This is a genomic window from Kitasatospora sp. NPDC096140, from assembly GCF_040303045.1.
Lineage (GTDB): Bacteria > Actinomycetota > Actinomycetes > Streptomycetales > Streptomycetaceae > Kitasatospora.
This window is the reverse complement of sequence record NZ_JBEOUW010000007.1, coordinates 51,290-71,319: the sequence shown is the minus strand read 5'-3', so window position 1 is coordinate 71,319 and position 20,030 is coordinate 51,290. Positions and strand designations below refer to the sequence as shown.

Below are 20,030 nucleotides of genomic sequence, written 5' to 3'. Positions count from 1 at the left end.
GGCGAGTCTTCCCGATCTCCACCCCGATCTCCACCCCGGAGGCCGGACGATCCGGGGACGTCCCGGGACGGCCGCGGCAGCAGGGGACAGGGGGTCGGGGGCCTCCTCACTGTCGGAGGACGCGCCGCAGCCAGCGGGTACGGGCGTCGTGGGCGTCCTGGGTGACGTCGGCGTCCGGCGCGAGGGTGTCGAAGCCGTGGCAGGCGCCGGGCCACACGTGCAGTTCGGCCTCGCCGCCCGCCCGCCAGATCGCTTCGGCGTAGGCGACGGCCTCGTCCCGGAAGGTCTCGGCCGAGCCCACGTCGAGGTAGGCCGGGGGCAGTCCGGACAGGTCGGTGGCGCGGGCCGGGGCGGCGTACGGCGGGAGGTCGGCGGCGCCGTACCGGTCGCCGAGCACGGCCTGCCAGGCGGTGGCGTTGGAGGTGCGGTCCCAGGTGTCGTGGCCGGCCATCTGGTGGCTGGAGAAGGTGTCGCCGCGGTCGTCGAGCATCGGGCTCAGCAGCAGCTGGCCGACCGGCGCCGGGCCGCCGCGGTCGCGGGCCAGCAGGGCCAGGGCCGCCGCGAGCCCGCCGCCGGCGCTCTTGCCGCCGATGATCACACGCCGCGCGTCCACGCCCAGCCGGTCCGCGAGTCCGACCGCCCGGACGAGCCCGGCGTAGCAGTCCTCGACGGCCCCGGGGAACCGGGTGTGCGGCGCCAGCCGGTACTCGACGGACACGACCGCCAACCCCAGCGGCAGCGCCCACCCGCGCAGCAGCCGGGGCAGGACGGACCACGCGTTGCCCGTCACCATCCCGCCGCCGTGCAGGTAGTACAGCAACGGCAGCGGCTCGCGGACCCCGGCGGGCCGCGCGCTGACGAGCGTGAGGCCGCTGCCGTCGGCCCGTGGCACGCGCGCCTCCTCCACCTCGAACCGGCCGCCGTCGCGCAGCCGGTCGAGTGTCGGGCGGGGCCGGGCGGCGGCGTCCCGCTCCTGCCACGCCGCCAGGCCCTCCGGTGTGAGCACCTCCCGCGCCCCCGCACCGGCGGCGTCCACCGCGGCCCGCACCTGCGGATCCAGAGGGGGCACCCGCCGAGCCGCCGACCCACCCATCTCCAGGACTCCCTCCCCGCGGGCGCCCGGTGACGCCCCGACCCGGCCCAGCCTGCCAGCCCCGCCCGTGCCGGCGTGCGGCGCCCCCGGGACCGCCTCGGTGTGGGCGTGTGTGGGTGTGAGGGTGGGGGCGGTGTCGTCGTCGGTGGTGTCAGGCCCAGGGGTTGAAGGGATTGCCGTCATAACAGTCGGCTGCGGTGCCGGGCGGCGGCTGCGCGGACGAGTCGGGCGAAGTGTTCGCGGCTCCGGTCCTGCTCGGCCCGGTCGTCGCCCGGTGCCGCCGAGCCGCGGTCGAGGCCGGTGAACTCGGCGTGCAGGAGCCGGCAGGCCCGGATGCCGTCGACGAGGACTTCGAGGAGGCTTCGGGCCGGCCGCCGGGGGTCCAGCGGGGTGAGGCGCAGGGCGAGGTCGGTGAGGCCCGGGTCGTCCTCGACGGTGTAGTCGGCGGCGGTCTCCTCCTCGTCCTCGTCCTCGTCCTCCGGGTCGTCGACCTGCTCGCGCAGGGCGACCGGGATGGGCAGGAGGCCCTCGGTGATCTGCATGGCGTGCCGGACCAGGCCGGTGACGGCGTCGTACGGGGAGACACCGGTCTCGATCAGGCCGAGGATGACCGTGCGGGTCTCGTGGGGAAGGGGCCCGATGGCGTCGGCCTCCTGCATCACCTGCACGGGGTCGAGCCCGGTGGCCTCGGCGGTGACCTCGACCGCGGCGGCGAGCCAGTGGGCCGCGGCGACGGCGGCCGCGGTCGGCTCCACGGCGCAGAACAGCGCGGCCGGACCGAACGGGTCCTGCGCCAGGAGGTGGTCCGCGGCGGCGACTTGGGCGGGGGAGGCGTCCTCGCGGCTGAGCAGGACGGCCTGCTGGGCGCGGCCGGTCAGGTCGCCCAGTTCGGCGCTCTCGACGGCGGCCAGCTCGGTGGCGGTCTCGGCGAGCACCGCCTCGGTGAGGCGGGGATCGGCCAGGTCGTGGAGGGCCCGGCCGACCAGACGGGCCGATTCGAGCAGCCGGCCGGACGACGCGAGGACGGCGCTGCGGCCGGCCGGGTCCGGTGCGGCGATCGCACGGGCGACCTCCCGGACGGGGTCGGGTTCCCGGTCGCGGACCCGGCCGCCGGTGTCGGGAACCCGGGAACCGGCGGCGCCGGCGGGGTGGGTGTACGCACGCCAGGCCGCGTCGGACAGTTGGGTCAGGGCGCTGGAGAGTCCGAGGGACGCGGACACGGCCACGTCGGCGGGGAGGGCGGCGATGCGGGTGGCGAGGTTGCCCTCACCGGTTCCCCAGGCGGCGATCAGCTCACGCCGGTCGGGGTCGACGCTGTAACGGGTCACGAATCGCTACCTCCGGGTGAGTCGCGGTGCCGCACGGAACCGCGGGTGTTCGTCGGGCCGGTCGGCAGGGCGCGGATGCGGGGGAGAGGGTCTCCGCCGGACGACTCCCGTCAGCACCTGTGGCGCGCCGCGCCGCGAACGGCCCCCCCGAGGCCGGGGTGAACACGGCCTCCGATCACCGGCGGGCGGCTGCGGCGCGGTCCGCACGGGCAAGCCCGATCTTCACGATACCCGGGCCCGCACGGTTGGTCTACATTGTTGTCGTCGTATCGAATCGTGTGGTTCCCGAGGGACTTGACGGTGCGTCCGAGCGGTTGTTCGCCCGAGCCCGGGGCACCCCCTGCCCCGCCACCGCCGGAGGAGTGCCCCCTAGAGTTGAGCGAGGCACACCCGGGCTCCGCACGCCCGACCCCGTCTCGTCACCACACCTGGTCCGGGCGGGCCGGCCGGCGCCCGGGGCGTGCCGGTCGACCGCATCGGAGCAGGGGGAGAGATGACGAGGGACGGCCGGGAGGCCAGGCGCCCGCACGGGGAGCTCGTCGCGGACGTGATGGCGGTGCTGTGGGCGGCCGGTGAGCCGCTGACCGCCCAGCAGGTCAAGGGCGCCCTGCCCCGGGGCCTCGCCCGTACGACGGTGACGACGATCCTGGCCCGCCTGCACGAGAAGGGGACCCTGGAGCGCTCCAGGCCCGGACGCTCCTTCGTGTACGCTCCCGTGGCCGACGCGGCCGGGCTGGCAGCCGGCCGGATGCGCCGGGAACTGGAGAAGGAACCGCACCGGGACCTCGTGCTGAAGCGTTTCGTCTCCTCGCTCTCCGCCGACGACGGGGACGCCCTGCGGCGCCTCATCCTCGAAGCGGAGTCCGAACCGTCCCCCGCCGTGGAGGGTGGGGTGGAACCGGAGGGCAGGCCGTGACGCTGTTCCTGGTGATCGTCGCCCTCACCGCCGCCCTCCCCTGGGCGGCGGCGCCCGCGGCACGCCGACTGGCCGGACTGCTCCCGCCCCGCGAGGCCTCCCTCGTGCTCGCCGCGGCTGCCGTGCAGCTCGCGGGCGGGACGACGGCGGCCCTGATCGCGCTCTTCCACGTGCCGGTCCTCGCCGGGCTCGAACACATGGACCTCGGCCGGGTCGCCGCCGACTGGCCGGCGGTCGTGCCGGTGTCCTGCGTCGCCGGGGTGCTGCTCGCCGTGCAGGCGGTCCGGCTCGCGCTGGCCGTGCGCCGGCACCGCGCGCTGCTGTCGCGCGCGTGGACGCTGACCGGTGCGGGGACCGCGGACGGCGACCTCGTCGTCCTGCCGGGCGAGGAGGCGGAAGCCTTCGCCCTGCCCCGCCACCGCGGGCGCGCCGGCCGTGTCGTGGTGACGGAGGGCATGCTCGGAGCCCTCGGACCGTCGGAGCGCGCGGTGCTGCTCGCGCACGAACGGGCCCACCTCCGCGGGCGGCACCACCTGCTGTCGGGCGTCGCCGACCTCGCCGCCACCGTCCATCCGGCGCTGGGGCGGCTGCGTGAGGCCCTGGAGTTCCACCTGGAGCGGTGGGCGGACGAGGCCGCGGCCCGGGCGGTGAACAGCCGGCGGACGGCCGCGACGGCCATCGCCCGCGCGGCACTGGCCGGCTCCGCTACGTCCACCGCCGTCTCCTCCGGCGCACCCTCCGGCGCGTTCGCACGCGGCGGCGACCGGTTGCTGTCCGTCCGTACGGGCCCGGTGCCCCAGCGGGTCGAGGCCCTGCTGGGGCCGGAGCCCGTGGGACCCACGGGGCGCGGAGCGCGCACCGTCGCCCTCGGGCTGATCGCCGCGGTGGTGATCTCGGCGGTGCTGGCGCTGGGCCTCGCCTACGGCCTGCACGAGTACGTGGAGTACGCAGCGCCGAGGGCTGCGGGGCGATGACCCGCAGGCCGACTACCGCGGGCCGGTGACCGCGCGCCGATGACCGCCGTGACGGTTCAGGGGAGGGGAGCAGTGGTGGTCGCAGTCGCGCTGCTCCCCGCCGGCCGGACCCCGGCCCGCGCACAGGTCCGGGTCGGCCGGTTCGACGAGCCGGATCAGGGAGCACAGGACCGGCAGCGGTTCCTCGTTACCTCCGGTTGTGAGAGGACGAACGTATCGCGCGGGCGGACACGAAGCACGGGATTGTCCTGGCTGCACTCGCAGCCCTGCCCTCGACACCGCGGACGGCGGGCTGCGGGCCGAGCGGCGTCGCGGTGCGTCGACCTGTGTCCGACGGCGGGTCGCTTCAGTCGCTCCGGTCGCTCCGGTCGTTCCGGCTCAGCGGCTCGGGGGCTCGGCACTGTGGGCGCGGCAGGATCCGCTCAGCGGCGAGCCGGCTGCCCGGGCGTCTCCACGCCCGCCGTGGGTTCGCCGAGCAGGATGGCGGCCACGGCCTCCGGGGCCTCGTGCATGGCGTTGTGGCCGGTCGGAATGTCGTGGACCTGCCAGTCGGGATCGGTCCGGAGGCGGGTGCGGAGTTCGGCGAACGGTGTCCGGTCCTCCCAGCCCGAGCAGTAGACGAACTCCCGACGGGGGACCCGCGCGAACGCGCCGGTGAGCCGGATCGTCTGCAGGAACGAGGCGAGGGGGTGGGGGCGGCGGCGGGGATCGCCGCCCTCCGGCGGTCGGACGGCGTAGCCGGTGGCCGCGGCACCGGTGACGAAGACCTCTCGGAAGTGGTCGTTCGTCGAGGACCAGCACGAGTCGCCGTCGCGTGGCACGTAGGCGTCGAGGTGCACCAGTCGCGAGACCCGGCCGGCGGCGCGATCAGCGGCGGCGGCGATCACCATCCCGGCGTAACTGTGGCCGACCAGCGTCGCGTCGGTGATGCCGTGGCGATCGAAGTGCCGCAGTACGTCGTCGGCGTGCGTGTCGAGGTTGGCACCCGCGACCGTCGCGTTGTCGTCGTCCGGCCGCAGGCCGGTCAGGGTCAGGGCGTGAACGGTGTGACCGGCTCGCTCCAGCAGCGGGATCACCGCCTCGAACGCCCAAGAGCCCTTCCAAGCGCCGGGAACGAGGACGAATGACGTCATGGTTCTTCTCTCCATCTCCCAAGCCGCGGCATCGAGGCACACCGCCTCGACGGCCTGACGTGTGGTTCGGTCCGGCGCCTCACGCGGGACGGAAGGCCACTCGGCATGCAGGTAGTGTCACCGGACCGACGTGTGGCTCGTCACCGATAGGACGCCAACTGATGCCCGTTCACCGCCAAGCCCGCGGGACCGCCAGTGTGACGTCACAGGTGTGGCCCTCCGGCGGGCGCCACCTCTGGCCGTCCGGCGGTACGAGCGCGGCGCAGTCCCACGCGCGGGGACACCTGGTGTACGCGGCCGACGGCGTCCTGACGGTCCGCACCGAACGCGGCACGTCGATCGTCCCCGCCAATCGGGTCGCCTGGACCCCCGCCGGGTTCACGCACCAGCACCGCGCCCACGGCGACACCGACATGCGGATCGCCTTCCTTCCGCCGTCCCTCGCCCGGCTCCTACCGGATCACCCCGTGGTGTTCCTGGCCTCCGGCCTCGCCCGCGAGGTCCTGCTCGCCCTGACGGCCCCCCGCAACGACGACTCCTCCGAGCCCCGCTACAGCCGCTCCGCGCGCCTCCGCCTCCTGCGCGTCCTCGTCGACGAACTCGACGAAGCACGCGAGCAGCCGCTGCACCTGCCGGAGCCGCGGGACGACCGACTGCAGGCCCTGGCCCGGATGCTGTACGAGACCCCGGCGGACAACGCCACACTGGCCGAACTCGGGAAGAGGGTCGGAGCCGGCACCCGCACCCTCAGCCGGCTCCTCCGCAGCGAACTCGGCATGACCTTCTACGAGTGGCGCACGCAACTGCGCATCCACCACGCTCTGGTGCTGCTCGCAGACGGCCACGACACCGGCCGAACCGCTTACGCCTGCGGATGGTCCAACCCCAGCAGCTTCATCACGGCGTTCACCGACATCATCGGCACGACCCCGGGCCGCTACCGTGCCGACCTCCGAACCACCGCTCGGGCCTCCCGGCTCCCGGCGGTGGCCGGGCCCTGTCGGCCGCCGCGGCCGAAACCCTGTGCAGGCGCCACGCATCTCTCATAATGTCCTTGACCCGCAGTAGAGTTGACATGATCCGGTGGCCCGGACGAGGCTGCGGGAAGGGGCGGTCATGACGGATGTGTTCGAGGCGCTCGCCATCGAGGGCGGCCAGCAGCTGGTCAGGGCGCTGGCGACCGGGGTGGTCGACCTGGTGCGCAGGGCACCCGCGCTCTGGCGTCGCTCCGGCCAGGAGGCCGAACAGCGGATCGGAGCCGAGTTGGAACGCTCGTCCGCCGAGATCGCCGCCGAGTTCGCCGCCGAGGGCGAGGACGGCCCCGGGCGCGTCCGGGCCCGAGCCGAGGTCGTCTGGGAGACCCGGCTGCGCGACCTGCTCGCCGCCCACCCCGAGGCGCTTCAGGACGTGGAGCAGTTCCTCGCCGAGCTCAGGTCGCAGGAGCAGTTCCAGCCGCAGTCGCAGACCATCCAGAACATCACGGCCAGCGGGCAGAACGCCCAGGCCCAGGGCGTCATCGGCGGCAACATCGTCAACCTCGGGGTGGTCCGGGACGGCGGCGCCCGGGGCGACGGATCGCCGAACCGGCCGTGAGCCCACGACGGCGCGGCGGCCGGCGCGGGCCGGGCGTCGTCCAGCCCGTCACGGCCCTCGCGGGGAATGCCTACGGAGTGGTCGGTGGGGACCTGTACCAGGTTCCGGGCCGGGGGCCGGTCTACCTCCTGAGGGGGTACGCCCCCGCGGAGCCGGACCCCGGGCCGGTCCCGCACGGGGGCGAACCGCCGGTCCATCCCAGCCATCTGCTCAACGCGCGCACCGCCGTGGTGGAGTTCGTCGGCCGCGAAGCCGAGCTGCGCGACCTCACCGCATGGCGCGACAGCGGAACCCGACGGGCGGCGCTCTGGCTGCACGCCGCAGGCGGCCAGGGCAAGACGCGCCTGGCCGACGAGATCGCCGCCCGCACCCGGCGGCTGGGCTGGAAGGTGCTCAGCGCCGAGCAGACGATCGGCCGGATCGACGACACGGCACCCGCGAGCCAGGACCTGCGGATCGGCGGAGCACGCGGGCTGCTCGTCCTGGTCGACTACGCGGACCGGTGGCCCCTGACCCACCTGACCTGGTTGTTCAGCAACAAGGTGCTCCGCCAGGACGTCCCCGTACGGGTGCTCCTGCTGGCGCGCACCGCACAGGCCTCGCTGCCGTTCCTGCACGCACTCGACCAGGCCGGCTGGGCTCCGGACACGTTCACCGACCACCGCCTGGACCAGTTGCCCGACTCCGGGGAGGCGCGCGGCCGCATGTTCGCCGTGGCCCGGGACTGCTTCGCCCGCCACTACGGGCTGGACGCTCCCGAGGCCATCGCGGTACCGACCTGGCTGGAACAGCCCGAGTTCGGGCTCACCCTCGCCGTGCACATGGCGGCGCTGGTCGCCGTGGACCGGCAGGCCCGGAACGCCTCCGCACCGCCGCCGCCGAACGCGCCCGCACCGCTGGCGCGGAACGCGTCCGCACCGCTGCCGCCGAACGCCTCCGCACCGCCGCCGCCCGCCGACCTCATCGGCCTGACGAGCTATCTGCTGGCCCGGGAACGGCACCACTGGCAGGCGCTGTACGACGGCGGGACGGTCCCCGTCGGGCACGATCCCGCCGGAGGGCGGACGGGCCTGGACAGCACGCCCCTGGAGCTGTCCAGGGCCGTCTTCGTCGCGGCGCTCACCGGCGCGCTCCCGTACCGCGACGCGAGGCACGCCCTCGCGCGCGCCGGCCTCGCCGACGCCGACCGGGTCCTGGACGACCACGGCTACTGCTATCCGCCGACCGCCCCGGACAGCGCCCTCGAACCGCTCTACCCGGACCGCCTCGCCGAGGACTTCCTGGCTCTCACCCTGCCCGGCCACCGGATCTCCGGCCACGTCCCCGACCCCTGGGTGAGCGACGTTCCCGAGCTCCTGCTCGGCCGGGCCGAGTCGCCCGACGACACCGGGCACGAACTCCCGCCCTTCGCACCCAGGACGATCACCTTCCTGGTCGCCGCCGCCACCCGCTGGCCCCACCTCAGAGGCGTCCTGGAGGCCGTCGAGGCCCGCATCCCGGACCGGACGGACGGAGCGCTCAGCGTCGCCGCGGCGACGCTGGCCGAGCACCTGGCCGAGGGCCGGCTGGCCGGCGCGACCGACGCCGAACGGGCACGGATCCTGCAGGCGCTGGCCGCGCGCCTTGCCGCCGCCGACCGCTACGACGCGGCCGTGGCCGCGCTCCGGGACGCCGTGCCGGTCATCCGACAACTGGCTTCCGATCATCCACCGTCCCACGACAAGGAGTTGGCCGAAGCGCTGGTGTCCCTGGGCGCCTGTCTGCTGCTGCCGACCCTGGGCGGGGACGCCATGACGGCCGCCCTGAACCGGAGTGTCCGCGGCTTCCGGTGGGCACAGGCGGACGACCTGCCGGAAGCGGAGGCCGTGATCGACGAAGGGCTCGGCATCTTCCGCCGACTCGCCGCGGAGGACCCGACCGAGCACGAGAGCGACTACGTCCACGTCCTGGGCGGGGCGGCCGGCGTGCAGATGCGGTCGGAACGGTTCGACCGGGCCCTGCCGCTGATCTCCGAAGTGGTCACGCTGTGGCGCGGGTTGGAACGCCGCAGCCCGGGGGATCACGAGGACGACCTCCTCACCTGGCTCGTCATGCTCGCGATCGTGCAGCTGGAAGTGGGTCGGCCGAAACAGGCCCTGGCGTCGACCGCAGAAGTCATCGGGCTGTCCCGCCGATCGATGCACGAGAATCCCGCGCGGTACGGCCGGCTCCTCGCGAGCGGGCTCGACAGACGGGCGTCGGCCCTGGACATGCTGCACCGCCCCGCGGAGTCGGCGGACGCGCAGTCCGAGGCCGTCCGGACCCTCCGGAGCCTGCACGGGGACACGCAGTCCGGGAACCGGGAGGATCTCCAGTTCGCCCTGCAGAAACTGGCGCAACTCCTCGCGGCTGCCGGACGCGAGCAGGAGGCGGTGGCCGCCGCCGAAGAGGCGGTCGCGATCTCGCGCGATCTGCTCCGGAAGGATCCGGCCGAGCACGAAGGGCGACTCACCACCGCCCTGACCACCTTCGCCAGGGTTTTCGAATCATTCCAGCGGTGGGAGGAGTCGCTGGCACCCCAGATCGAGGGCATCGGGCTCCGCCGCCGGATGGCCTGGCGCAACCCCGCGGAGTACCAGCGCCTGCTCTCCGTCGAACTCACCCTCCTGGCGAAGGTCTACGGCCACCTGGGGCGTTGGGAGGACATGCTGTCCACGGGCGCCGAGAGCATGGCGATCACTTTCCACATGGAGGGCTCGGCCAGATACGGTCCGGAGTGCGCGCTGACCCCGGCAGTCGCCCTCCTGGCGGACCCGGCGGGGTCGCGGCCGTGGACGAGACGACTGCGGAAGAGCGGCTCGGCGGGCTTCACGCGCTCCGCGGGCTTCACGAACTCCGCGGGCTTCACCGGCGAACTCGCCGAAGTGGTGGACAACTTCGTGTCCACCCACGCCGGTCCGGCGCGCGAGGACCCGGCCTTCCCCGGGCTGTGCGACATCGTCGAGCTGCTCCGCCGGCGGATAGCCGAGGACAACCCGGCCTCCCGGCTGTACCTCCGCCTGACCGGCAGCGACCCCCTGGGCACGGATTCGTCGCTGCCCGAGTCACCCGCGGAATCCGCGGCGGCACTGGAACGCGCCGGCGGACTGCGCCGTGGGCGGAGGTGGCCCGCGCCCCGACGGGCCATCCCCGCCGAAGCCGAGCGCGCCGCCGCCCTGGGAAGGGCGGCGGTGATCCTGCGCAGGCTCGGACGACACGAAGAAGCGCTCGCACCCGCGTACGCGGCCGTCAACGTCCTCCTCAGAGTGGGGCCGAACGACACCGAGCGCTACGAGTTCCGGCTCGCCGACGCCTGGATGCGAGCGGGCATCGTCTCCGCGGAGCTGGGCATGCCGATCACCGGCGCCGCAGCGATGCGCCGCGCGATCGCCTGCCGGCGCAGGTCGGCCCGCGACCCCGTGGGCCCGGGCCACCTGGCGGTCGACCTGGCCGTCCTGGGGAGAACCCTGGCCAGGTCGGGCGAACTGGACGACGCACTGGCCTGCGTGCGGGAGTCCATGGCGATCCGCCGACGTCTGGGCGGACTCGGCGAACGCGGGCGCGGTCCGAAGGGCGCCCGGGAAATCATCGCCACCGCGAGAACACTCCTCGATGCCGTGGCCACGAGCCCGGAATGGCGCGGACCGGACGCGGACCACGCACTCGGGCTCATCGACCAGGCCCTCCTTCTGCCCGACGGTTCCTGGTAGTGCGCCGTGGACCAGGGGTGAGGCCTGCAGTCACCCCTGGAGGACCTGTGCCGCCGTGTCGCGGACGGCGCGGGCGAGGGTGTCAGGGGCGGCGAGGTGGGCGCCGTGCCCCTGGCCGGTGAGCGTGACGACCCGCGCGTTCGGCAGGGCCGCCGCCAGGTCGGCGAGGCGTTCGCGCAGGTGGACGGGGCTGAGATCGCCCTCGATCAGGGTCGTCGGCGTTTCGAGCGTCGCGAAGCGGTCGACGCCGACGCCGAGCGCGTCGACCGCCTCGGTGTCGGCGATCTGCGCCGCCGCGTAGGCGGTCAGCCTGGCCCGCGTGTCCGGGTCGGCGAACACGGCGTCCACCACCGGTGCGGGCATGCCGACGATGTCCCGCAGGTGGATCCGCATCGCGTCGACCGGATCACCCCCGTCGAGCGCGGCACGGGCCCGCGCTCCCGCGTCCCCGGTGTTCGGTCCGGCGACCGACTCCCGGGTGGGCAGGGGAGGTTCGTAGAGGAACAGGCCGGCGAACGCCGACCGGTCCAGCAGGGCGGCCTCCAGCGCGGCGACCGCGCCGGAGGAATGCCCCACGAGCAGCACCGGAGAGCCCAGGAGCTTCGCGACGGCGACGATGTCGGCGGCCTCGACGGCCATCGAGTGGGGAAGGGCGATGTCCGCTCCGGAGACGTAGATCCGTCGGCGGATCCGGACGACACGGAAGTCGTCGACGAGCAGGCGGGTGACGCCGTCCCAGGCCGTCGCATCACCGCCCCCCGGATGGACCACCAGCAGGGCCGGTCCGGATCCGTCGTCAAGGGCGGTGATGCGTCGTCCGTCGTCGGCTGATGCGAGAAGCTCGGTCATGCGCACCAGCGTGCACCCGTCCGCCGTCATCCCACCGTCATCCCACCGGCACGCCGTTGCGGCGGGGGAGCCATGTCGCTGGTGCCACGGCACTCCGACAGGCCGTCGCCGGCCAAGGTCGTGGGCGACCCTCGCGTTGGAGACCCGCAGGGTGGTGTCGAGCATTCGAAACGGTGCCGCGGGAACGGGCTCTGTGGCGGATCGTGAGCCATCGCCGCATTTTCGGAGGAACACCCGCGCTGTTCTGCCAGCGGCAGAACAGCGGCCCGAGCGGACTCGACGATCACTACAGTCCAGTCGCATGACGACGATCACCACGCGCACGGTCGAGTACCCGGCCGACGGTCTGACGATGATCGGGCACCTCGCACTCCCGGCCGGAGTCGATCGCCGGCCCGCGGTGCTGCTCGGGCCGGAGGGCATGGGGCTCAGCGACGTCGAGCGCCGCCGGGCCGATGCTCTTGCCGAGCTGGGATACGTAGCGCTGGCCTTCGACCTTCACGGCGGGCGCTATCTGGGTGACCCCGAGGAGATGCTGGCCCGTTGCATGCCGCTGCTCGCCGACCCCGACCGCTTGCGGGGCATCGGTCATGCGGCGCTCGACGTGTTGCGCGCCGAACCGCGGACCGACCCCGACCGGATCGCCGCCGTCGGCTACGGCACCGGGGGCGCCGTCGGGCTGGAACTCGGGCGCGACGGCGTCAACCTGCGCGCGATCGGGACGGTCAACGCGCTGACCACGGGCCGACCGGGCGAGGCGGCGCGCATTCGCTGCCCGGTGTGGGCCGGGGTCGGGTCGGAAGACCCGATCATGCCGCCCGCGCAACGGAGCGCGTTCACCGCCGAGATGCAGGCCGCAGGCGTCGACTGGCGCCTCGTGGTCTACGGCGGCGCCTTGCACGCATTCCACCACCCGCCGGTAGACCACCCGGTGGTCCCCGGCGTCGGCTACCACCCACGGCACGCGCAGCGAGCCTGGCACGACATCGTCGACCTGCTCGCCGAGTGCCTGACGTAACGGAGTGACTTGGTCGACAACCGCGATCCCGCACCACGAACCCGGCCCGAGCCTCCGGGGCCTCGGCCGCGAAGGCGGGTGGCGGTCAGGGGCGGGCCTGGGTGAAGCGGCCGCCGAGGTAGCGGAACTCCGGGTCCTCTGCGGTGAGTTCGCCGAGTTCGGCGATCAGGTCGGCGGCGAAGAGCTCGGCGTCGTCCAGGGGTCGGTAGCCGAGTGCCCGGGCGGAGGTGAGGTCCCACCAGGCGCGGGTGTTGGCGGATATGCCGTAGGCGACGGTGTGGCCGGCCACCGGGCCGGTGAGGGCGGCGTGCACCAGGCGGGTGCAGTCGGCGGGGCTGAGCCAGGTGCCGAGCATCCGGACGCTGCGGGGCCGGGGCGCGAAGGAGCCGATGCGCAGGGAGACCGTCTCGATGCCGTGCCGGTCGGCGTACAGCGAGGCGAGGTTCTCGCCGAAGCACTTGGAGAGCCCGTAGTAGGTGTCGGGTCGTTGCGGAGTGTCCACCCGGACGGTGCTGCCGTCGGCGGGGCGCTCGGTGAAGCCCACGGCGTGGTTGCTGCTGGCGTGGACGATCCGGGGCACGCCCGCCGCGCGGGCGGCGTCGTAGAGCCGGTAGGTGCCTTCGATGTTGGCGGCGAGGATGTCGCCGAACGGTGCCTCGCCCGGGATCCCGGCCAGGTGGACGACGGCGTCGACGCCGTCCATCGCCGCCGCCAGCGCTGCGGCGTCCTGCAGGTCGGCGACGATGGCGTCGGGTTCGCCGGGCACCGGGAGGCGGTCGAAGCAGCGCAGCCGGTAGCCGTAGGCGGGCAGGGACTCGCGAAGGCAGGTGCCGATGCGGCCGGCGGCACCGGTGAGCAGGACCTCGCGGGGCTGGTTCACCATCGGTTGCGTCTCCATGATTCCTCGCAGGCTCGTCGGAACGGACGGGTCGATTCGGCGACGTGGGACGGTACCTGATGGTGCGTCGGAGTTCGACGGGATTTCTGACGGCACGGTTCTGACGGCACGGTTCTTGGCGGCACGGTTTTTGAAGCACGGTTCTTGAAGGCCAAGGTGCGTGAAGGCACTCGACGAGCCTCCGCGGCCGTACGCCCGGCCCGGGCGGGGTCAGGGCGCGGCGGAGTGGTCGTCGATCCTGGTCAGGGCGTCGCGGAGGGCGGCGCGCGTGGTGACGCCCAGCTTGGGGAAGACGCGGTAGAGGTGGGCGCTGACCGTGCGGGGGGAGAGCCGGATCCGCTCGCCGATCTCCTTGTTCGTCAGGCCGGCTGCGGCGAGTTCGGCGACCCGGCGCTCCTGCCAGGTCAGCGGCACCGCGGTGGGTGCCGGGGTGTGGGGCGTGACGCCGCCGGCCCGTAGTTCGGCGTGGGCTCGCGCGGCCCAGGCGGTGGCGCCGAGCCGGTCGAGGGCCTCGGCGGCCGGGGCGAGGAAGGTGCGGGCCGCCGCGCCGCCCTGGGCGCGGCGCACGCGGATCCCGTGGGCGAGCCGGATCCGGGCCAGCTCGAACGGGAACCGCTCGGCCGCCGGGTGGGACTGCGCGCGGGTGTACATCTCCGCCGCCTCCCCGTCGTCGTCGGCCGTCATCGCCAGGGCCCCGTGGGTGATCAGGGCCAGGCGCGGGGAGAGGTCGGGCAGGCCGGCGTCCCGCGCGGCCAGCGCGTGGGCCCGGGCCTGTTCGGCACGCCCGGTGTGCAGGGCGGCTTCGACGAGGTCGAGGAGGGTCCGCGACGCCTGGTGCGCGTAGGGCCGGAACGCCCCCGGCGCGGTGATGCCGATGGCGTAGAGGAACGCGGTCTCGTAGTCGCCGGCGCTCAGCGCGGTGGTCGCGCCGATGCCGTCCGCGAGCTGGGTGAGGAATCCGACGCCGCGCGGGCGGGCCCAGGCGTCGACCTCGGCCTGCAGGTCGCGGGCCTCCTGCGCCCGGCCGCGTACGGCCGCTAGCTGGGCCAGGTAGGCGCGGGTCTGGTGCGCGAACAGCTGGTTGCCGGTCTCGGTCGCCAGGGCCAGGGCGTGCTGTCCGGTGCGTTCGGCGGCGTCCCACTGGCCGAGCGCGGTCTGGTCGAGCATGACCAGGTGCAGCATGACGATGCCGCTGGACGTGGCGCCGGTGTCCAGTTCGCGGTCCACGACGCGCTCCAGGTACGGGCGCAGCGGGCTCAGGACGTCGAGGTGGTAGGCCGACACGGCCAGGCGGGTGACGTCCCACGGGTCCTGGTGCTGCAGGTGCGCCGCGGCCCGTTCCACCGCCTCGGCGAGGCCGGCGCCGTGCCGGACGACGTCGCTCCAGGTGCCGGCGTACAGCCACGCCCGTTCGGTGGCGAGGTCGCCGAGGGAGGTGAGGACGTCGTGCGTGCGGTGCCACGCGGTACGGCTGCCGGCGTACTGGCTGACGGCGAGCAGGAGGCTGACCAGGCGGTCGAGCACCTCGCCGTTGGGGTCGGCGTCGGGCCGGGGCGGGGAGGGCAGGGGCGGGGAGGGCTGGGCCGGGGAAGGCCGGGTCGGGGAGGGCAGGGTCGGGAACGGCCGGGCCGGGCCCGGTCGGCCCGCGTCGCCGTCGCGCAGTCGCCCGATGGCCGCCGTGACCTGGCGGTGCGTGGCCCGCACGTCGCCGTTCTGGTACAGCGCCAGGTAGGCGTCGGCGAGGACCGCGGCGGGGTTGTCGTCCGAGCCGGGCGTGGAGGCGGCCTGTGCGAGGCTGCGGGCCTGGCCGAGCCGGTCAGCTTGCCCGGCGACGTACGCCGCGTCGCCGAGCCGCCGGGAGCGGTCGGCCCGGTTCTCGCTGAGCTCGGCGGCACGGGTGAGCCAGGACACGGCCATGCGCGCGCCCCCGCGCCGGGTCGCCGACCGGGCGGCGGTTTCGAGGGCTGCGGCCACCTCCTCGTCGGGGTCGACGGTGGCGGCCGCGAGGTGGGTCGCGCGCCGTTCCGGGCTCTCCCGGTGGAGGTGCGCCAACACCCGGTGGGCGGCCCGGCGTTCGTCCGTGGTGGCGAGCTGGACGACGGCCGACCGGACCAGCGGGTGCCGGAAGACGAGGTTGCCGGTGGCCGGCTCGACGACCAGCAGGCCGCACCCGACCGCCTCGTCGACGCCGCGCATGCGGTACCCCGCGGTCGGGGCGTGGCCCTCGCCCGGCCGGGCCGCCGTGCCGTCGAGGGCGCCGGTCAGCAGTTGCGCCCGGACGGTGTCGCCGAGGCGGGCGAGGCGGGTGGCGTAGATCTCCTGGATCCGCCGGGGCAGCGGCACGCCGTGCGGGCCGAGCAGGTCCTCCGGCGCCCGGTCGCCCGGCTGGGAGGCGGTGTGGGCGGGCAGCTCCAGCAGTGCCAGCGGGTTGCCGCGGGCCGTCTCCAGCACGAGGCCGCGCAGGTGCCTGCCGAGCTGCGGGTGGTGCCGGTCCAGCAGGCGGGTGGCGTCCGTGTCGGCGAGCGCGTGGACCGGTGCCTCGGGCAGGGCCGCGGTGTCGAACCGTGAGGCGATGTCGCTGCGGACGGCCACCAGGAGCTTGACCCCGGGGCTGCCGGCCAGCCGGCGGCCGACGAACCCGCAGACGTCGGCGCTGGCCTCGTCCAGCCACTGGCCGTCGTCGAGGACGAGCAGCAGGGGCCGGGTCGCGGCGGTCGACGACAGCAGGTTGAGGACGGCGATGCCGAGGGCCATGACGGACGGCGGCGAGTCGTCCGTCCGGTCGAACACGGCGTCGAGCGCGGTGCGGGCGGCGGCGTTCAGCGGTGGCCGGCCGGGCTGTCCGCCGTCCGCGAGCAGCGGGTAGAGCAGCTGGTGCAGCCCGGCGTAGGGCAGTTCGGTCTCCGCCTCGACGCCGGTCGCGCGGATCACCAGGTGGCCGTCCCCGGCCGCGATCCCCGCCGCCAGGTCGAGCAGGGTGCTCTTGCCGACGCCGGCCTCGCCCCTGAGCAGCAGGGCCTGTCCGTCGGGGGCCTGCACGAACGCGGACAGCCTCGCCCGCTCGCCGTCCCGACCGACCATCACCGTGCCCGGTTCCACGCCCGGTCCCCTCCCCTGCCCCGAGGTGCGCGACCCCGCCCCGAGATGCGTGACCCCACCCCGAGGTGCACGCCCGTCCATATTCAACTGGACGGTTAGTTGATTAGACTGTGTCGTGGTGACCCTGTCAAGTAAACGGTTAGTTAGGAGCTGGGTAGATGGAGCGCGACGCCGAAGCCACCAAGCGGAGACTCATCGCGGCAGGCCGGGCCGAGTTCGCCGCGCACGGGCTGAACGGTGCCCGCGTCGACCGCATCGCCGCCTCCGCACGCAGCAACAAGGCGCAGATCTACCACTACTTCGGGAACAAGGCCGGGCTGTTCGACGCCGTCTGGAACGAACTGGTCGAGCAGATCGTCGTCAACGTGCCGCTCGACGTGAACGACCTGCCCGGGTTCACGGCAAGCCTGAGCGACCTCTACGCCGAGCACCCCGACATCCCCCGGATCATCACCTGGCAGCGGCTGGAACACGGCGACGCGCTCAACGACCTCGGCATCGCCGAGGTGCGCAGCAGGAGTGCCGCCATCGCCGAGCTGCAGGCCGAGGGCCGGGTCTCGACCCGGTTCGACCCCCGGGTCCTGTTCGCCCTGCTCGCCCACGTCGCGATGCTGTGGGCGGCGTCCAACCCCGAGGTGCTGGCGGTCCTGGACCCCGCCGACCGGGCGCAGCGCCGCGAGACGATCCGCCGCATCGCCGCCGCCCTGGTGGAGTGAGCCCCGGGGCGCTGCCGGGTCCCCAACCTCCGCTGCACGTCGGGTCGTTCTTCCCCCCCGACGGGGTGGGAGTTTCGGGCGAACGCTCATCGCGTCCGGTCCGCGGCTGCGAGCATGGAGTCATGCCGCAGGATCACCCGGAACCGCCCTCGACCTCCTCGGTGGAGAACCTCCTCGCCGACGGGGCGACCGTCAACGGCTCGGTGCTGCAGGCCGGAAGCGTGCACGGAGACGTGCACCTCCACCCGGCGGCGCGGCCGGTGCGGCCGGCGCGGCCGACGGGCCCGGGACGGTGGACGTCCTCGTCGAGTACTTCGAGCCCGGCCAGTGGCTGGTGATCCCCTCGCGAGCGGCGCTCGACGAACCCCCGGTGCTGTTGCCGGGGCAGCGCCCGGGCCAGGAGGACGTGGCCGAGTGGGCGCGCGGGCACGGTGGCGTGGACTTCGCGACCACGGAACTGTCCGTGACCGTGACCAACCGCTCGGACGCCCACCTCACCCTGCGCGGCATGTGGGCCGAGGTCGTCGACCGCGCCGAACCGCTCACCGGAGCGCTGGTCTCCCGGCTCCCGCAAGGTGTCAGCGGCGTACCGGAGCTGGAACTCGACCTCGACCAGGAACGCCCGGAGCTCTGGGAGGTGGACGAGTTCACCCGCCGACGTGTCGGTGCCCGTCCGTTCCTCGACCGTACCCACGTGCGGCTGGCCCCGGACGAGTCCCAACGCTTCATCGTCACCGCGCGGATCCGCAGCTCCTGCTGCACCTGGGAGCTCGTCCTGGCCTTCCGCGGCGACGACGGCACGGAGTTCGCCGTCCGACCTGCGCCAGGCTTCCGCACCACCGGGCTTCCGGTGACCGGACTCGCCCCCGTCGTGCGGTGGGCCTGGTTCGAGGATCCGCCGCGGTTCTGGCGGGACACGGCCCGGCTGGACTGGTGCAGTCAGGGCAACCCCGATCCGGAACTTCCCCCGGCCCCGAGGGAATTACGCAAGCTGGCCGGGCGCTTCGGCCCGCATCTGACGCACTTCCTCAGCACGGGCACCACCGGCCCGGAGCAGCAGCTCCGGCTGGCCACGGTGCTGCCCGCGGTACGGCTGGCGGTCGACCTCGTCAAGGCCGACCGCAAGGGCCGGCACGCCGACGCCGCCCGGCTGCGCGCCGAGCTGCGCCGGCGGTTCCCGCGCCCGGTCCTGGAGCAGGCCTACGTGGCCGCCCTGCTCGCCGCGGGCCTCACCCACGGAATCCCGTCCGGCCACCGCGAGAAACTGGTCGGCTACCTGGCGAGCACCCCCGCCGCCGAGGTCCTGCGCCCGATGATCGCCGCCGCCGCCCGCCGCTGAGCCCCGGCCTCCGCGTCACCCGCGGCTCGGCGGGAGCACGGCACATTGCGCGCCGGCCCCGCCAATATGAGACCCCGCCGGCACGAGGCTCCCCGGCGCGTGACCCCGGCGGCGCCGGGTCGGGGGTGCGCCGGGGCCGTGGGTGGGGCGGGCCGGTCAGCGGAGGACGCCCTCCAGGAAGTCGCTGCCCAGCCGGGCGACGACGGTGACGTCCAGCTGGTGCAGTGCGTAGCGTCCGCGGCGCTGTGTGGTGACCAGGCCCGCCTTCTTCAGGACGCCCAGGTGCCGGGAGATCTCCGGGGCGGTCAGGCCGTGGATCTGGGCGAGTTCACTGGTGGTGAAGGCACCGCGGGCGAGGTGGCGGCAGAGGCGGATGCGGACGGGGTGGGAGAGGGCGGCCAGGCGCCGGGTGACCTGCTCGACGGAGGGCGGCGGTGTCGCCAGCTCGGGGGAGGCGATCGGGTAGTGCACCACCGGCTGCCAGCCGTCGCGGTGCAGGACCATCAGGTGCGGCCAGCCCATGCTGGTGGGCACGAGGAGCAGGCCGTGGCCCGCCGTGGCGGTCCGGCCGGCGCCGACCTTGTCGACCGTGACCAGGGCCTCCGCCTCGTCCAGGGTGACGGCCGCCGACAGGGAGGTGAGCGCCTCGGCCACCCCCTTGCGGCGCAGCAGTTCGGTCCGGTGGCGGGTGTCGGCCGCGAGTCGGGGGCACAGCCGGGCCCAGGTGTCCGCGAAGAACGCCTCGTCGCAGTCCTCCAGGAGGCGGCGCAGCCAGTGCCGGATCCGGGGCGGGTCGGTCAACAGGCGGTCGGTGAAGCTCATCTGGCGCGGGCCGCGCAGTGCGGCCAGCTCCAGGACGCGGCGGTGCTGTCCGGGGTCGTCGAGCGGTCCGTGGCTCGGTTCGCCGTACGCTGTCGGGTAGTTGAACTCCAGCGCGGCGTCGACGAACTGCTCGTCGGTCAGCTCGTCCAGGAGGTCGAGCTCCTCGCCGAGCGTGGCCCCGGGGCGGGCCGCGTCGCCGGGGATACCCGCGTAGGGGAGGAAGAGATCGGAGAAGGTGGTCCGCCAGAGGAAGTCGACCTCGTACAGCCGGTCGGCCAGGTGCGGGTCGAGGCGGGCGGTCACGCCGGCCGCCCAGCCCTGGAGCCCCGGGTGGTGCCCGGGCTCGGCGAGCGCGTGCAGCGCCATGCCGAGTTCGGCCAGCGGGGAGGGGGCGGCGGCGACCTGCTCAGGTCGAAGCCCCGCGATGTCGATGCGCACGCTCATGCACCCATGCTGCACCTGACGCACCCGCGACACGGTGCTCGTTTGACGGAATCCGTCAAACGACGGGACTATTCGCGGCG

At 74.3% G+C, this 20,030-nt stretch carries 15 protein-coding genes; 8 read left to right on the top strand and 7 right to left on the bottom strand.

Going from position 1 to position 20,030, the window contains the following annotated elements:
• Positions 1 to 106: 106 nt before the first annotated feature.
• Positions 107 to 1,069 carry an alpha/beta hydrolase gene (locus ABT048_RS09025; RefSeq protein WP_350520658.1) on the bottom strand — a complete coding sequence of 321 codons (963 nt, stop codon included), beginning with the start codon at positions 1,067 to 1,069 and terminating at the stop codon, positions 107 to 109.
• Positions 1,070 to 1,272: 203 nt separating this feature from the next.
• Positions 1,273 to 2,421: a hypothetical protein gene (locus tag ABT048_RS09020; RefSeq protein WP_350520657.1), complete on the bottom strand. Its 1,149-nt coding sequence runs from the start codon at positions 2,419 to 2,421 to the stop codon at positions 1,273 to 1,275.
• 493 nt (positions 2,422 to 2,914) lie between these two features.
• Here ABT048_RS09020 and ABT048_RS09015 point away from each other — a divergent pair, with 493 nt between their 5' ends.
• A complete protein-coding gene (locus ABT048_RS09015) occupies positions 2,915 to 3,337 on the top strand; it encodes a BlaI/MecI/CopY family transcriptional regulator (RefSeq protein WP_350520656.1) in 423 nt (140 codons plus the stop codon).
• Positions 3,334 to 4,311, top strand: coding sequence for a M56 family metallopeptidase (locus tag ABT048_RS09010; protein WP_350520655.1), 978 nt, complete (start codon positions 3,334 to 3,336; stop codon positions 4,309 to 4,311). Before ABT048_RS09015 ends, ABT048_RS09010 begins: the two co-directional genes overlap by 4 nt.
• Positions 4,312 to 4,733: 422 nt before the next feature.
• Here the strand turns inward: ABT048_RS09010 and ABT048_RS09005 are convergent, their stop codons facing one another.
• Complete coding sequence (locus ABT048_RS09005; protein WP_350520654.1) at positions 4,734 to 5,444, bottom strand: alpha/beta fold hydrolase; 711 nt, start codon at positions 5,442 to 5,444, stop codon at positions 4,734 to 4,736.
• Between the two features lie 197 nt (positions 5,445 to 5,641).
• Here ABT048_RS09005 and ABT048_RS09000 point away from each other — a divergent pair, with 197 nt between their 5' ends.
• From ABT048_RS09000 to ABT048_RS08990, 3 genes are all read left to right on the top strand, one after another.
• Positions 5,642 to 6,493 (top strand): AraC family transcriptional regulator, encoded by an 852-nt coding sequence (locus ABT048_RS09000; protein WP_350520653.1) that lies wholly within the window; start codon positions 5,642 to 5,644, stop codon positions 6,491 to 6,493.
• Between the two features lie 67 nt (positions 6,494 to 6,560).
• Positions 6,561 to 7,037, top strand: a complete 477-nt coding sequence (locus ABT048_RS08995) for a hypothetical protein (protein WP_350520652.1) — start codon at positions 6,561 to 6,563, stop codon at positions 7,035 to 7,037.
• A gap of 77 nt (positions 7,038 to 7,114) precedes the next feature.
• Complete coding sequence (locus tag ABT048_RS08990) at positions 7,115 to 10,765, top strand: tetratricopeptide repeat protein (protein ID WP_350520651.1); 3,651 nt, start codon at positions 7,115 to 7,117, stop codon at positions 10,763 to 10,765.
• 30 nt (positions 10,766 to 10,795) lie between these two features.
• On the opposite strand, the gene ABT048_RS08985 is transcribed toward ABT048_RS08990, so the two are convergent.
• Positions 10,796 to 11,614, bottom strand: coding sequence for an alpha/beta fold hydrolase (locus ABT048_RS08985; protein WP_350520650.1), 819 nt, complete (start codon positions 11,612 to 11,614; stop codon positions 10,796 to 10,798).
• A 301-nt stretch (positions 11,615 to 11,915) separates the two neighbouring features.
• On the opposite strand from ABT048_RS08985, the gene ABT048_RS08980 reads away from it, so the two are divergent.
• The gene (locus ABT048_RS08980) at positions 11,916 to 12,632 is read left to right on the top strand and encodes a dienelactone hydrolase family protein (protein ID WP_350520649.1); all 717 of its coding nucleotides are present in this window, start codon (positions 11,916 to 11,918) and stop codon (positions 12,630 to 12,632) included.
• A gap of 85 nt (positions 12,633 to 12,717) precedes the next feature.
• Here ABT048_RS08980 and ABT048_RS08975 read toward each other — a convergent pair whose 3' ends face one another.
• Together ABT048_RS08975 and ABT048_RS08970 are read right to left on the bottom strand one after the other, a co-directional pair.
• Positions 12,718 to 13,512, bottom strand: coding sequence for an NAD-dependent epimerase/dehydratase family protein (locus ABT048_RS08975; protein WP_350520832.1), 795 nt, complete (start codon positions 13,510 to 13,512; stop codon positions 12,718 to 12,720).
• Positions 13,513 to 13,740: 228 nt separating this feature from the next.
• On the bottom strand, positions 13,741 to 16,629 hold the full coding sequence (locus ABT048_RS08970) for a helix-turn-helix transcriptional regulator (RefSeq protein ID WP_502893987.1): 2,889 nt from the start codon (positions 16,627 to 16,629) through the stop codon (positions 13,741 to 13,743).
• Between the two features lie 158 nt (positions 16,630 to 16,787).
• Between ABT048_RS08970 and ABT048_RS08965 the strand changes: the two genes are divergently transcribed.
• Positions 16,788 to 17,345 carry a TetR/AcrR family transcriptional regulator gene (locus ABT048_RS08965; RefSeq protein WP_350520648.1) on the top strand — a complete coding sequence of 186 codons (558 nt, stop codon included), beginning with the start codon at positions 16,788 to 16,790 and terminating at the stop codon, positions 17,343 to 17,345.
• A gap of 292 nt (positions 17,346 to 17,637) precedes the next feature.
• Positions 17,638 to 18,684: a hypothetical protein gene (locus tag ABT048_RS08960; RefSeq protein WP_350520647.1), complete on the top strand. Its 1,047-nt coding sequence runs from the start codon at positions 17,638 to 17,640 to the stop codon at positions 18,682 to 18,684.
• Positions 18,685 to 18,840: 156 nt separating this feature from the next.
• Here ABT048_RS08960 and ABT048_RS08955 read toward each other — a convergent pair whose 3' ends face one another.
• Entirely contained in the window at positions 18,841 to 19,950 is a 1,110-nt protein-coding gene (locus tag ABT048_RS08955) for a DUF5937 family protein (protein WP_350520646.1), read from the bottom strand.
• Positions 19,951 to 20,030 lie beyond the last annotated feature (80 nt).

Coding starts and splice junctions, on each gene's coding strand:
- ABT048_RS09005 (WP_350520654.1), bottom strand. CDS start 5,444: ATGACGTCATTCGTCCTCGTTCCCGGCGCTTGGAAGGGCTCTTGGGCG.
- ABT048_RS08965 (WP_350520648.1), top strand. CDS start 16,788: ATGGAGCGCGACGCCGAAGCCACCAAGCGGAGACTCATCGCGGCAGGC.
- ABT048_RS09015 (WP_350520656.1), top strand. CDS start 2,915: ATGACGAGGGACGGCCGGGAGGCCAGGCGCCCGCACGGGGAGCTCGTC.
- ABT048_RS08955 (WP_350520646.1), bottom strand. CDS start 19,950: ATGAGCGTGCGCATCGACATCGCGGGGCTTCGACCTGAGCAGGTCGCC.
- ABT048_RS08980 (WP_350520649.1), top strand. CDS start 11,916: ATGACGACGATCACCACGCGCACGGTCGAGTACCCGGCCGACGGTCTG.
- ABT048_RS08985 (WP_350520650.1), bottom strand. CDS start 11,614: ATGACCGAGCTTCTCGCATCAGCCGACGACGGACGACGCATCACCGCC.
- ABT048_RS08995 (WP_350520652.1), top strand. CDS start 6,561: ATGACGGATGTGTTCGAGGCGCTCGCCATCGAGGGCGGCCAGCAGCTG.